The sequence below is a fragment of the Treponema vincentii genome, from assembly GCF_018336815.1.
Lineage (GTDB): Bacteria > Spirochaetota > Spirochaetia > Treponematales > Treponemataceae > Treponema.
Genome location: NZ_CP050497.1, coordinates 1703239 through 1717379, shown reverse-complemented (window position 1 = coordinate 1717379; position 14141 = coordinate 1703239). Strand labels below are relative to the sequence as shown.

General features: G+C 46.7%; 14 protein-coding genes and 1 pseudogene. All 15 read right to left on the bottom strand.

Features of this window, described 5'->3' with window-relative positions; genetic code table 11:
• Positions 1-90 precede the first annotated feature (90 nt).
• Positions 91-1077 carry an RluA family pseudouridine synthase gene (locus GWP40_RS07670; protein ID WP_212566575.1) on the bottom strand — a complete coding sequence of 329 codons (987 nt, stop codon included), beginning with the start codon at positions 1075-1077 and terminating at the stop codon, positions 91-93.
• Between the two features lie 64 nt (positions 1078-1141).
• Complete coding sequence (locus GWP40_RS07665) at positions 1142-1651, bottom strand: hypothetical protein (protein WP_330997244.1); 510 nt, start codon at positions 1649-1651, stop codon at positions 1142-1144.
• A gap of 34 nt (positions 1652-1685) precedes the next feature.
• Positions 1686-2550 (bottom strand): annotated as a pseudogene (rsmA, locus tag GWP40_RS07660) (16S rRNA (adenine(1518)-N(6)/adenine(1519)-N(6))-dimethyltransferase RsmA).
• On the bottom strand, positions 2531-3421 hold the full coding sequence (locus tag GWP40_RS07655) for an acyl-[acyl-carrier-protein] thioesterase (RefSeq protein ID WP_212566574.1): 891 nt from the start codon (positions 3419-3421) through the stop codon (positions 2531-2533). Before GWP40_RS07655 ends, rsmA begins: the two are co-directional and overlap by 20 nt.
• A gap of 592 nt (positions 3422-4013) precedes the next feature.
• Positions 4014-5162: an SGNH/GDSL hydrolase family protein gene (locus tag GWP40_RS07650; RefSeq protein ID WP_212564849.1), complete on the bottom strand. Its 1149-nt coding sequence runs from the start codon at positions 5160-5162 to the stop codon at positions 4014-4016.
• 16 nt (positions 5163-5178) lie between these two features.
• The gene (locus GWP40_RS07645; RefSeq protein ID WP_212564848.1) at positions 5179-6720 is read right to left on the bottom strand and encodes an MBOAT family O-acyltransferase; all 1542 of its coding nucleotides are present in this window, start codon (positions 6718-6720) and stop codon (positions 5179-5181) included.
• A gap of 11 nt (positions 6721-6731) precedes the next feature.
• On the bottom strand, positions 6732-7355 hold the full coding sequence (locus tag GWP40_RS07640) for a periplasmic-type flagellar collar protein FlbB (protein ID WP_212564847.1): 624 nt from the start codon (positions 7353-7355) through the stop codon (positions 6732-6734).
• Between the two features lie 48 nt (positions 7356-7403).
• The gene (locus tag GWP40_RS07635) at positions 7404-7799 is read right to left on the bottom strand and encodes a hypothetical protein (protein WP_212564846.1); all 396 of its coding nucleotides are present in this window, start codon (positions 7797-7799) and stop codon (positions 7404-7406) included.
• On the bottom strand, positions 7799-8056 hold the full coding sequence (locus GWP40_RS07630) for a hypothetical protein (RefSeq protein ID WP_212564845.1): 258 nt from the start codon (positions 8054-8056) through the stop codon (positions 7799-7801). The genes GWP40_RS07635 and GWP40_RS07630 overlap by 1 nt, the downstream gene beginning before the upstream one ends.
• A 150-nt stretch (positions 8057-8206) precedes the next feature.
• A complete protein-coding gene (gene hflC / locus GWP40_RS07625; protein WP_212564844.1) occupies positions 8207-9205 on the bottom strand; it encodes a protease modulator HflC in 999 nt (332 codons plus the stop codon).
• Positions 9202-10140 (bottom strand): FtsH protease activity modulator HflK, encoded by a 939-nt coding sequence (gene hflK / locus GWP40_RS07620; RefSeq protein ID WP_212564843.1) that lies wholly within the window; start codon positions 10138-10140, stop codon positions 9202-9204. Before hflK ends, hflC begins: the two co-directional genes overlap by 4 nt.
• A 217-nt stretch (positions 10141-10357) precedes the next feature.
• Positions 10358-11311 carry a D-2-hydroxyacid dehydrogenase gene (locus GWP40_RS07615; RefSeq protein WP_212564842.1) on the bottom strand — a complete coding sequence of 318 codons (954 nt, stop codon included), beginning with the start codon at positions 11309-11311 and terminating at the stop codon, positions 10358-10360.
• Positions 11312-11855: 544 nt separating this feature from the next.
• Positions 11856-13121, bottom strand: a complete 1266-nt coding sequence (locus GWP40_RS07610; RefSeq protein ID WP_212564841.1) for a Glu/Leu/Phe/Val family dehydrogenase — start codon at positions 13119-13121, stop codon at positions 11856-11858.
• 326 nt (positions 13122-13447) lie between these two features.
• Positions 13448-13900: a double zinc ribbon domain-containing protein gene (locus GWP40_RS07605; protein WP_230974330.1), complete on the bottom strand. Its 453-nt coding sequence runs from the start codon at positions 13898-13900 to the stop codon at positions 13448-13450.
• A complete protein-coding gene (locus tag GWP40_RS07600; RefSeq protein WP_212564840.1) occupies positions 13812-14111 on the bottom strand; it encodes an FmdB family zinc ribbon protein in 300 nt (99 codons plus the stop codon). The genes GWP40_RS07605 and GWP40_RS07600 overlap by 89 nt, the downstream gene beginning before the upstream one ends.
• Positions 14112-14141 lie beyond the last annotated feature (30 nt).

Below are 14141 nucleotides of genomic sequence, written 5' to 3'. Positions count from 1 at the left end.
CAATCAACTGTACGAAATTTTAGATAAAATTTCGTACAAAAGGAAAGCAATCGCTTAAAATATTTGTGATGCGATTGCCGTGTTAATATCTCAGCTATTCCCCTGCGGCTGTCGCTTCTGCAAAAGGCGCAGGACTGTCAGGAATTTTCGGGGCGGCGGGGCGGTAAACACGGCTTTTTCACGTGCTGAAGGGAGCGTAATACGGAGCCGATACGCATGGAGCATCAACCCGTATTGTTTCCACTCCGCCTCTTTTTTTCCATACAGCGGATCCCCGACAATCGGACAGCCGATAAACCGCGCGTGGAGCCGAATCTGGTGAGTTCTACCGGTATCGATTTTAAAGAGCGCCAGCGCATATTTCCCATATACCCGCAATACCTTATAGCGGGAACGCGCATATTTTCCCTTAGACAAATCGCCTGAGGCGGCAAACCGAATGCGGCTATGTCCGTCACGGAATACCGAAGTTTCGATAATACCGGTCTGCTTTTCCGGTATGCCGTTCAAGATTGCAAGATAATATTTTTCCGTACGCCGCAGCTTAAACTCGTTTTTTAGAAAGGCTTCCGCCTCGGCGCTACGGGCGGTGATAAGGATGCCGGAGGTATCCTTATCAAGTCGGTGAACGATACCCATACGCGATAGCTCGGTAAAATTTTCTTTTCCCTGCTCCGCTTCGAGCAAGCGAGCGAATGCGTCATGGATAGGAGAAGTGTGCAAACGATAATAGGCAAGCGCCTGTACCAGCGTCCCCGTCCAGTTGCCTGCCGCAGGGTGCGTTACCATACCAGCCTGCTTATTTACCACAATGACATCGTTATCTTCATACAGGATACGGAGCGGAATGTGTTCAGGGATAAGAACATCGGGGAGCGGATTTTCCCATATCAGTGTGATACGGTCGCCCGCTTGCACAGTGCTTGAAAGTTTTGCCTGCCGCCCATTGAGCTGCACGGATTGCATCCCCATTTTCAGCTGCGAACGGGTCATGCCGGTAAGAATGCTGCTGCAAAACGCATCAAGCCTCAGCTTAGCGGTACCTTCCGGAACCTCAAGCTCAAATACTTTAGTCATAATGCTGCGCTGCCGTATCGGTCTTGCCGCCCTGAGCGGAAGGATCTGCAGCGACGTTCTTCTCTCATAGCCTTGCAATTCCGCCGATAGAACCCGCAGATAATGCGGCATCGGTCATGTGCTGCAAAGTCTGAGGTTCTACTTCAGTTGATGGTTTTATCGGAATAAACTGAATGGGATCTTCAGTAAAGGCATTTTCCCGTTCCAAACGTTTTTTTACTGCGGAACGTTTAATAGCGCGGTACGTTATATCGATTAACGCGATTGTCATTGATATACCGGCGGCGGTAAGGAACACGCCGAGCTGTTCTTTTTCAGTCAGCGCGACCGCTTTATCAGCCTGTTTGAGCGGCCACGGATAATAGGCGGGGTCTTTGGGGTGTTTTGCAGCTCGAATCATATCGTAGCCCCAAAAAGAGAGCAACGTAACAAAGGGAAGCGCCCCGAAGGACAATATTTCAAACCGTCGAAGCTCCCGCTGCCAAAGAGGGAATTCCTCTTTGGTATAGGGAACCGGCGTATAATCTTCTTTTTTTTCTTCCGCAATCAGCGGCATCTGCGCAGCGGTCATCATGCACAGAACCAAAAACGCAGTACAACGCAATCGTTTATTCATCACAGCCCGCCAGTGTATCCGATAATCGGATAAAATCATAGACCGTAAGAGATTCCGCACGGGCGGCGGGATCGATTTCGGCTGCTTTCAGCAAGGATTCCGCAGACAGCGTCTTTTTTCCCCGTGCAGCAAGGATCGTACTTAAATTATTCTTTACCGTTTTACGCCGCGCACTGAACAAACCGCGGACAAGACTTAAAAAAAAACGCGCATCGCGTACCGGCTGCGGGGACTGCTTTTTGGTAAAGCGGAGCGCCCGTGATTCGACATTCGGTTTAGGCCAAAAAGCGGCGGGAGCAATATCGCGGATCGGTTCCACATCATAAGCCCACTGGCACAGCACCGAAAACGATGAATAATCAGCGCTTCCCTGAGCCGCGGTCATCCGGAGTCCAACCTCTTTTTGCACGGTTATCACCATACGGTCAAAAAAACACTCGGCTTCGATTGTCGCCGCGATGAGCTTTGCCGCAATATTGTACGGCAGATTCCCGAAAAAAGGCTTCCGGTGCATGCCGTTGATACTCCGCTTTCCATGTTTTAAGCACATCGCCTTCTATTAAATGAAACGAATGATAGGAGCCGAAGTATGACGTTAAAAGCTGTACGAAGCCGCGGTCTATTTCGAATACGGTTAGATCGGCACCGGCTTCTAACAACAGCGACGTCATCGAGCCAAGCCCAGGGCCGACTTCCCATACAGTATCTCCGGCGGAAAGACCGAGTGCGGAAACGAGCTCCTGCCGTATATGTGCGTTAATCAAAAAGTTTTGTCCGAATTTTTTCTGCATCCCGAACCCGTGTTCATCAAGCACGGTGGCGAGTGCGGACGGCGCGTTATAGTCGGGATGTTTCATGTTCAACCTGAAGCGGCCGTGCCATCTTCCGTTCGTCAGCCCATTCACTACGGGCGCGGAATACCTCGCTGCCGTCGGCAGTTCTCACAATAGAATGCACACACACATTGTCTTCAATATGAGAGCAGCGACAACAGAGTTGTTCTCCATATTGAGCGGAAATCAAAAAATTGGTATCAAGTACGCGGAGCAATTTGCCGCGGCAAAAGTCCGCATCCATAAACGACAATGCCCAGCGGATATAATTCAGATTATTGACGTGTCCATTCATATCGATATCCAAAAGCGACGGATGGAACAACTCCTCGCGATCCCAGTGTGTCGGCAAGGGAATTTTTGCAAAAACCCGCCCTTCTAAATGCTCAGTACAAAACGTCAACGAACCGAACACCGTATCGTCAAGAACGGCAGGCTGATTGGTTTGCATATTCAGCACAACCCAGCACGTACTGCCGCGCACACACAGAGCTCCATATCGGCGCAACGAGTCTGCCGTCCATTCGGTACCCTTCCGTTCCGCTGCATCAAAATCTTTAAAGGCCGCAGACAACGAAGCTTTCTTTCCGCCCTCGGCGTAGTAATAAGCAAAATCCCGAAAACAAAAAAGTCCCTTCGGCGGCTGCGCCCATGTTTGTAACGTCAGGCAATCGAGCCAGAGCGGATATTCATGTATTTCAAAATGTTGCTTGGAGATAATCCACATCAAACCTCGTTCTTGCAGCTGCGGCATAAATATACCGGTAGAGCTATAGTGATTAGCCGCCAAATCCTGCGAAAGCGCAGCAAGAGTTATCGGCGTACAACGGTACTGCCCGTCAATGGCTGTGGTCGGTACCGTATACGGCATCATATATTTATTGTCGAGTATCATGGGCATCAGTGTAACTGCTTTTAAACTGTTGTTCAATGCGTTTCAAATACATCAGGGCAACCGCATGAAAAATATTTTTAGTGGTTGCCTTCCTTCTGTGCGAAATTTCATAGGTATAAGGTGAGCGTCTACAATGACGCCGCTCACCTTAACCGCCAAGTTTTCTTTCGAAAACTTGCGTATTGATGCGTGCGCTTGACGCGCACCAATGCAACAGTTTCAAAAATTCATATTTTGTTCAACTGTTGCATTTTAAGGAAATAAAATTTCGCACATTTTTCCAGCAGACAGGTAAACGCATCAGATAGAGTAGATAAAAACCGCGGAAAAATTGAGACTGTGAGACCATTTGAACCATCTTCAACTGTTGTACATCCATGTACATCAGTTGAAGGCGAGTTTTGTGCACGCACAAAACATCGCTGTACTGACAGGAAGTCAGTGGTTCAAAACAGTATCGAGTTTTTCATCAGGAAAACTCGAAGCTAAAAAATGTACAAGGAAGTACATTTTTTAGCGATGGCATCCGTGGCAGTTCTGGTCGAATAGTCTTAATTTTTCCACGGGGGTGTTTAAAAACGGTCTGATGCGTTTACCTGAATGCATAGTCGCAGTGCAGGCGGTCAATGAATTGCTTCATTAAATACTCGCCGCCCTCGATTGTGTAGTGGATACCGTCGCTTTGCATGAGGGATATCCATGCGCTGCCTTCAGGCTTAATTGCGCCGAGGTATCCCGTTCCGTATCGCTCGACGAGGCTTTTGAGCGAAATTCTGACCAGCTTTTTAGAATCGTATTCTTCCGCGATGGAATCGTGCACTGCATTTAGGTATTGCATCTTTTCGTTATATGCAGCGCTCCGAACGACCGGTAAGCCGAGCCAGTACAGCCGCGGAACGGAAGCGAGCGCAGTGTCGAGGTGTACTTTTACCATTTTACGGTACACCTCTTCCCATTCAGGGGTACCCGCCGTAAGCATGATGCCGCCGGTTGTCCACATATCCTGATAGTCATTCATCCCTAAAAAAATGACGGCTGCATCAAAACGTTCCCCGTCTTTTTGACCGGCAAACACGGCTTCAAGTTTTTGCGGCCAGTTATAGTAATCGGAACGGAGAAAACCGGAAGAAGGAACGCTTAATTCCCGCACGGCAATAGAGGTATCGGAACCGAGCGCGCGGGTCATACCGGCAGCGATACTGCGCATTTGGGAATCCCCGAAAAAAAATATCCGCAGAGGCGTCCGTGCAGAATGAATAACCGGCAGTGCGACATTGCGGAGCGTTTCTTTAGAAACCTGTCTGCTCAACTCGGCAGGTATACCTTCCCGTTCATTCAGCGTATCCGAAAAGCCGGGTATTGTTTCGGTGTACCCCTGTTCACCGGTTATTGCATAAAAGGCTGCAACCTCGCTGTCGTACACCCCTTGTCGGTAAAAAAACGTATCCCATTCGCCGCGCTCCGCTAATCCCGCCCCCCGTATAAACGCATTCCTGAGTACGGGAATAACGGCTGCTACCGGAATTGCTTCGGTAACGGAAACAATCGGAGCGGTGAGCGCGCTGTAAATGTTTTTTAGAGAGGCTCTTTTGATGTTTTGCACCGGATGCGCAAGCCGCTGCCCTAAAAACGGAATAAGAATAAGCAGCGCTAGCACCGCAAAGAAAAAACACTGGTTGGGAGAGTATCGGCCGTTCCACTCTTGCTGAGCAGATTCGCCGTGTTGACTGGGTTCATTCATACTTTGCACATCCTCCTTAAAAGCCGAAGTAGATAAACGGTGCGATACCGGAGGTCGACACAATGTTGAGAGCGACAAAAAACAGCACAACGGCAGCGGTCTTTACTGCAAGCGGCAGCCGCACATACCGTGTAAACCATACGCGGCGCGTCTCTTCTTTCGGGATTTGCAGTAGGAAGGCGGCGGCAAGCGGTACCAGCACAAACCAATGCACCGTGCGAATCGGCTGTGTGATATTCTTGAGCGAAGAAAGATACAACGCAATTTCCCGCACGGTACTCGACCGGAAAATCAACCAGCTGATATTGATAAACACAAACATACCGCCGAGCCGAAGCAGCTGTTTTATATCAATATCCCGGCCGGCAAACCGCACCATGCCGCGGCGCGGTTTATCGGATACAGCCGTTGCAGCAATGAGAGATCCTTGGTTGCCCGCAGCAGTGTTTATAGCGGCGGCGCGGCGCTCTTTGCCGAGTACGGCGACAACCCGCTCTGCGGCGCAGGCAATACCCTGAAGCAGCCCCCACAGTATAAAAGGAAGAGAGCCGCCGTGCCACACCCCTGCGATGAGCATTGTCCCGACCAGCGCAAACACTGTGCGGACTAACCCGTAGCGTGAGCCGCCGAAGGAAAAATACACATAATCGCGCAGCCACGACGAAAAGCTGATATGCCAGCGCCGCCAAAACTCGCTCACCGATTGGGAAAGATACGGCCGGTTAAAGTTCTGCGGCGCTTCAAAGCCGAGTAAAAGCCCGATGCCGATCGCCATATCGCTGTAACCGGAAAAGTCGCAGTAAATGACAAATGTGTACGACACCAAAGCGACAAGCAGTTCGAGGGTATTGCACTGTGCAGGATTCGCAAATACGGGATCGACGGCAAGCACGGAAAGAAAGGTGGCCAGTACCATCTTTTTATACAGCCCCGACAAGATCAACAGTACGCTGCGGTCAAAGGCGATCGGACGTTCTGCCGTTGCGTCTTGTGTAAGATTGTCTGGCAAGGCGGTAAAAAAAGCTTCCGCCTGCACGATGGGACCCGACGCCAGCTGCGGAAAAAACGAGATATAGAGCATCACTTCGATAAACGATTTAACCGGCCTCATTTTGCAAAGGTAAATATCAAAGATATAACTCATCGAACGGAACGTATAGTACGAAATGCCGACCGGTAATAAGAGTGAGTAACTTTGCAGTTGCAACAATAACGGCGTTTGGAGCTGCCCGTTAAAAAATGTGTAGTTGAAAAAGGAAACAATATTATAAAAATATTTAAAAAAACCGAGGAAGAGAATGTGCAGTACGGTACCGATTATCATCGTAACAGTACGGGGAATATAGTTTTTTTGAATTCCGAGCAGATAACCGATAAGGCCGGACAGCGCCGACACTCCAAACAGCAAGAGGCAAAAACGCCAATCCCAGCAGGCATAAAAAAAATAGCTTGCGCAGGTAAGCAGCACAATCCGTTGTTCTCTCCGCCTGAATACATACCAGTACAGAAAAAAGACAACGGAAAAAAAGAGCGCAAACTGAAGTGTCGGAAATAACATCTCTCAAGAGATTAAGGAAGCGCTGCCGGTTTGTTTGCCATCTTGCGCTGAATATCGGCGGCGCGATTCGCCGGCATCAACGAGAACCAGTATGCAACGGAAGATGTTTTGTTCGCTTTTTTTGCTATTGCCTCTACCGCCCGCAGTACATCGATAATATCTTGATCGTCCATTTGCAGTAAGTTTGCAACCGCCTTTTCAGGCTGCATACCATTGATATATCGCGCAATCTGGTCGATATTTGCTTCCCGCATATCTCGTTCCGTCATCATCTGTTTAAAAGACTTTTCTTTTTCTTCTATAATAGAGAGCCGATCATCCAGTTCCTGCGATACCTGCGCCGCTTCTTTTTCGCGGGCGGTAACATCAGCTTCTTTTTTATCAAGCTCCTGCGAACGGACATCCAAGGCAATCAACCGCTTTGCATACCGGTCGGCATCCAAATCCGCATCCGCATCAGCCGGAGAAGCGACACCGGCAGGTGTCTTTAATCCGAACAACGAGTATACCGGCGAAAAGATTCCTCGCGCATTGATTAAGCCGAGATAGCTGAACCAAAAAAGTCCGCCGAAAACCAATATAATAATCAATAAAAGTAATACTATTACTCGTCCAAAAGAACCTCTACGTCTCACCGGAGTCCTCCCTGCATATTTCAGTATCGGTAAAAATTCCAACAAATATTAGGGCATTAGGGCGTTGCCCTCATTTCCCTTATCCGTACTCGAAAGCGTTACTTTCTGATACGCATCTTTCTTATCATTCGGATGCGGTTCAAGTCCGATTATCGTAATATCAGATTTATTCGGACCATACACCCAAAAAATTCTACCGGCTGCAGGTTTGCTGTTTTCCAAATATGACTGCCAAACTTTCTTTCCATATCGTTTTGTCAGTGCCTCAATATCATGTGTACACAGTCCCGGATATTTCGGGTCAGACGACAGCTTCTTAAAACAGTTCACTAATTTTTTGAATAACATAACTTCATGTTTGTTAGCGACATGAGCTTTAATGTTCTTTTCCAAACCGTTCCAATATTCTCTCATTTCAGGAATACCCATTCTTATGTTGAACATTACTTAATATCCGCATAGGCAGAAAAATCAATGGGTTCGGAAACAAGTCCTTTATTGAAATTTTCCATGCTTGCATCCATCATTTTGAGAGTATTCACTGAAACTTGAAGTGGTTTTGTAAGTTCACGAGGTTCAAGTAATATTCTGCCATCATCATATTCTTCGACATGGAAGTATTCGTAGAACGCATTTCGCAATGTTATCCTTTTTTTTGAGTCGATTTTTGCATCATAGGATTTTAAAACTGTTGTCGGCATAATCTATTTCCTCACGGTGGGAATCCCCACTTTTAAAGTATAAGCTTAAAGATAGAAAAAATCAACAACCCTGACGCAAGCGTCGGGGTATTAAACCTTCCGCACGAATCAAGTCTCCCGTACTTGATTTTATCTACCCATCACACGCTGTTAATGTTTATAGAGATATTGAAAGTATTCCATATCGGTTGATAATATCTTTTCGGTATCGGGAAGCGCGTTTTGATATACCTCAAGGCTCTTCCAAAAGCTATAAAACTCAGGAGACTTGCCGTACGATGCAGCATAGATTGCGGTAGCCTGCGCATCTGCCGTTCCCTTTATCTTCTCCGACTCGGAATACGCCTTTGACAGGATGCTCTTTTTCTCGTTTTCCAACTTACCGAGCCACTCCGCCTTTTTTCCCTCACCGGTAGAACGGAAGGTCTGGGCAATTTGATTCCGTTCCTTAATCATTCTATTATAGACCGAAACCTGCAATTCGTCGGAATATTTTATCTCTTTAAAGATGACATCGATAACCTCAATGCCGAAATCTTTCAACTGCATATTTGCCTTCTTTAAAATTTCGGCGGCCAGCACATCGCGCCCTTTTTCGATAGCGGCATATACCACCTTTTCCGAACCGGTTACCTCCTCCAGCTTCACTTCGTCCGTATTCAATCCGAATTGCTCTTGATGGACTGTTTCGTTAATGTTGTTGGTACTGCGGACAACATCATCCAAACTGTTGACGGTGATGATATCCCGTACCGACGAATCGATAATATCGGAGAGGCGTGAATATGCGCCTTCGTAGGTTACGAGTGACTGATAAAACTTACGGATATCAGAAATACGCCAACGGCTGGTCGTATTCACCTCGATAAACTGCTTTTCTTTGGTGAGGATTTTTTGAGGGTCGCCGTCGATGCGTAACAGTTTTGCCGTATATCGATGCACCTGATGCAAAAGCGGCATTTTAAAATGAAGCCCGGCGTCCGTTTCGGTTTTGACAATCTCACCGAACTGAGTGATAATGACCGTCTGCCCCTCATTTAAAACATAAAACGGCTTTACCGACAACACAATAATAAGAATAAACACCACCACTGCGCCAAACCGCACGGTCTTTTTAGCCTTTACCGGATCTATTTTACTCGCTCTCACTGCTCCCCTCCCGAAAGATTTTTTAACGGTAAGAAATTTTTGACGTTTTTATCGATGAAGATTACCTTGTCGGTATTTGAAAATATCTTATCGAGTGTTTCAAGATAGAGCCGCCGCTTGGTAATATCGGGCGCCTTGCTGTACTCGACATACACGGCATTAAATCGGGCAACATCTCCTTCCGCCTTGTTGACCCGTTCCGCCGCATAGCCGCGCGCTTCCTGAATCATCCGGTCGGCATCTCCTTTCGCTTTGGGAATTTCCTTGTTATAGGCTTCTTTACCTTCGTTAATCATCCTGTTCATATCCTGAATGGCGATGTTGACATCCTCAAAGGCTTGCTGCACATCTTCCGGCGGAACGACATTTTGCAGCTGCACCGACGAAACCGCAATGCCGAGCCCCAGCTGCTTATACTTTTCGTTCATAATCTCCTTTGCGGAAAATTGGATGGAGTCGCGTTCCGACCCCATAATATCCAAAATGGCACGGTCGCCGATTAAGCTGTTGATTGCCGCAGTAGACACATCCCGGACAGTGTTAATCCGCTCGCCTTCTTCAACATTGAAGAGCCACGCCTTAGGATCGATAATGCGGTACTGCACCGTCCACTCAACATTGATAATGTTCAAATCACCGGTTAGCATGGAAGATTCGCTTACGATATTATTTCGGTACTGACTCCGGTCGGAGGCCATCGTGGTACGGAACCCGAACTCTTCTTTTTGAACGGTCGTAACCGGTATATGATACACCCGTTCGACGATCGGGATAATAAACTGCAACCCGGGCTGCAGCGTCCGGTTGTACTTACCGAGCCGCGTTACCACACCGTTATCCGTTGTCGAAACAACGGTAAAACTGAAAAATGCCAAGATAACGAGTACAACCGCTGCGCCTATTGCAACAAGCTGTCCGTTTTTTAATTGCTTCATCGAGACTCCTTTCGGGCAAGCGTATCAGACATTTTGTAGTACACCCCCGCAGAATATATAAGCAGTCCGACCAGAGTTTCGCCGCGATGCGGCTCAAATGGTCGTCCAGCTTATATATTCTGCGGTATTTGACTGGCTTATCTGATGTGTTTGCCCCTGTATATTTTTTAGTGATGCCAGCGATGGCAGAATTCAGAATTCATAATTATGAATTATTCTACACTACATTCTGCGGTTTACCGGAAAGAAAGCTTTTTAAATTATCCGCGGCGATATTCAGCAGGCGTGTCCGCGCTTCGCGGGTTTGCCATGCGATATGCGGCGTTATGAAGCAGTTGGGACAGCCGAACAGCGGATGGTTTGCAGGCGGCGGTTCGGTGCTCAGTACATCGGCCGCATACCCGCCGATGGCGCCTTTTTTTAATGCTGCGGCAACCGCCTCATCATCGATAAGCTGCCCCCGTCCGGTGTTGATAATAACCACATCCGGCTTTACTTTCGTAAGCGCGGCTGCATCGATCATTTTTTCACTTGCACTATTAAGCGGCGCATTCAAGCTGATAAAGTCGGCTTCGGCAAGGAGAGTGTCAAGCTCCACCTGTTTCGCCGCAGCGAGCCGCGGTACCGTTTTGGGCGAGCGGTTGACATAGAGTACCCGCATCCCCATCACAAGTGCAATTTCCGCAACCCTTTGCCCGATGTGCCCAAACCCGATAATACCGAGCGTTTTCCCCGTCAGTTCAAATGTCGGAAATGAGGTATAGCAGAAATGCTCACTGCGGCTCCATGTACCGCCGTGAACCTCATCGCTGTGCTCCTTTACGTGCCAATAAAACTGTAAGATGAATGCAAATACCAACTGCGCAACGCTGTCGGTGCTGTAGCTGGGAATATTCGTTACGGTGATACCTGCCGCATGAGCCGCCTCTACATCGATAACGTTATAACCGGTTGCCAGCACGCCGATGTACCGCAACTTAGGTAAACGCGCAATCAATTCCTTTGAAAACACAATTTTATTCGATAAGACAGCCTCACAGTTTTTTACCCGTTCATATACTTCATCGGGTGCGGTTTTGTCATATATCGTAATATCTGCAATATCCTGTAAAATACGCCACGACAGATCCCCCGGATTAAGCGTGAAGCCATCCAATACGACTGCTTTCATAATTTACCCTCCCCAAAAAGTTCTTTTTCATTATAGAAGAAAACAGCATTTTTTTCTATATGGGGATATTCAGTCCGAATGATACGAGGCAAATCTCATTGAGTTTTCAGAGATTGCTCCTGTAAAAATAAAAAAGGCACATCGGATGATCATTTACGACACCCAATGCGCCTTGTAAATTAAAACCTGTTATCTACCCATATAGAAACGGGGATGTCTCAAAAGTTGGTTACTTTTTCGACATCCCCGCGAGTTTAAAATTAAGTCTTTATACAGTAATGACTGTCAGACCCGCCACGGATGGCGGTGGTTCCCGGCAGCAGCGACGTTTTTGCACAGCAAAAACTCGCCGATGAAAAATGTACAAGGACGTACATTTTGCATCACAACATCGAATCTAAATCTAAGGAAACTGTCCAAAAACTGTTACGCAATCCGCTTTAGCGGATATGATAATTCATTTCCTTACAGAAAAAGCCGATAGGCTTTCAGATTTTGGACAGCCCCGTTCTCATATATTTTCAGGCAAATATGAAGTTCGGGATTAATACCAGCCTCTTACCTTCATCGCTTCATCAATTCTCTTGATAGATTTCATGTAAGTTGCTTGGCGGAAAGAAACGTTCTTTTCTTGCTTCAATGCCCAAATTGGGTTGAACGCATCGATCATCGCACGCTCTTCTTTCTCTTCAACTTCTTTTTCAGTCCAATAGTAGCCGTAGAGGTTCTGTACCCATTCAAAGTAAGAAACGGTAACGCCACCGGCATTGGTCAGAATATCGGGAGTAACGAGGATACCTTTCTTGTAAAGGATTTCGTCAGCTTCCAACGTGATGGGGCCGTTTGCGCCTTCGCAAATTAATTTCGCTTTAATCAGATTAGCTTCGTGCTCTTTAATCGCGTTTTCCATTGCACAGGGGCTGATAACATCGACGTTCAATGCCCAGAAGTCATCGAGAGAAATTCTCTTTGCACCGGGAACATGGAGTAAGCTGCCGTCTTTTGTTTTTGCATCGTTCAATTCTTCAAAGGTAAAGCCGCTTTCTTTGTAGGTTGCGTATGTACCTTCTTTCTTATCGAATTCTGCAACTGCAACGACTTTTCCGCCCAGCTTGATGATATTTTTAACGGTGAACCGTCCGACGTTTCCGAAACCTTGAACGGCAACGGTCGCTTTCTTTAAATCCATACCGATTGCTTTGCATGCTTCACGCATAACAACTGCAACACCGAAACCGGTTGCTTCGTTTCTTCCCTTGGAACCGCCGTAGGTGAGCGGCTTACCGGTAAATACACCGATTGTCTGCTCGCCGGTAAGCTTATTGTACTCGTCCTGCATCCATGCCATAATCTGGCCGTTGGTATTAACGTCCGGAGCAGGTACGTCTACTTTTTCACCCAAGTACTTATACAAACCGCGTACCCAGCCGCGCGAAAGTTGCTCAAGCTCACGCTGAGACAGTTCTGAAGGATCGACCGTGATACCACCCTTTCCACCGCCATAGGGAATACCGGTTACTTGGCATTTAATACTCATCCAAATAGAAAGAGCTTTTACTTCGTCGGCATTGACATTCTGATGGAAGCGAATACCGCCCTTGTAAGGACCGACCGCATCATTATGTGCAGCTCTATATCCTTTAAATACCTTGATAGAACCGTTATCCATCTTTACCGGAATGGAAATTTCAATCATCCGCTGCGGTTCTTTCAATAATTCATAGACCGCGGGGTCTGCACCTAAAGCATCACACGCTTTTTTTACCTGTGCCTGTGCATTTGCTAACGGATTTAAGGTTTCTTTGCTCATAAAACTCCTCCTCAATAAGTTTCAGCAAACAATCATATTATGGTAAAATGGAACTAAAAACTTTAGCCGTACTCATTTTACCCCACTTATATTAGATCTATTCGATAACTGCGTTTTCGAATAGGTCGACGAGTTCACGCATCGCACAAATAGCACGATGCAAGAACATCGCATTTCAAGGTACCCTGTTCAGAAACGGAAGTTTCCGAACAGGTTTGTTATCTATAAGTATAGAGCCGAAATTGCTAACAGTCAAGCAAAATTATCATATCTTTGAGAGATCGATATGCCACTGATGTTTTTTGTTTGGAATAAGTATTTTTCGCTTAAAGGAAGAAGAAAAGTGCTGCAAGAACTACACAGAGCAAAATAACTACCCCATATATCCATAAAGGTAAAGGGTCGGCATCAGTGCGAATATCGTTTTTAGGTTTGATATACCGCAGAATATGAAATTTCTTTTTTTTTATTTTTTTTGTATTATTCTTTTTATCCTCTTGTACATCAGGAGTGAATGCATAGCCGCATGAAGGACATCCATCTTTAAACTCTTTATGTGTTCCGGTAAATCCACACGAAGGACACCGCACGGAGGCAAAAAAACGACCGCAATACGGACAGATCACCGCATCACGACGAACTTCTGCATTACAATTTTCACAAAAAAACTTAGGTTGTTTATTCATATATTTAGCTTGAACACGAACAGGCGCCCGAACAGCTACAGCCGCACGACTTGGCCGGTTTATCCTTTTTTTGCAAAGTTCCTTCTTGTCCATCAACTTTCTTCGCATTTGCAGACGCAGCTGTTTTTTGTGTATCGGTTTGATAAAACCCTTTACCGGTAAAATTTAATCCAAATCCTGCGGAGAATACTTGATGAGCGGATGCTCCACATTGAGGGCAAACTATAACGGGAGTATCAGCTATTTTATGCTGCACCTCAAAAGCCGTTCCGCAAGAATCGCACATATAGTCATACGTAGGCATACGCACCCCATAACTACGAAAAATATTTAA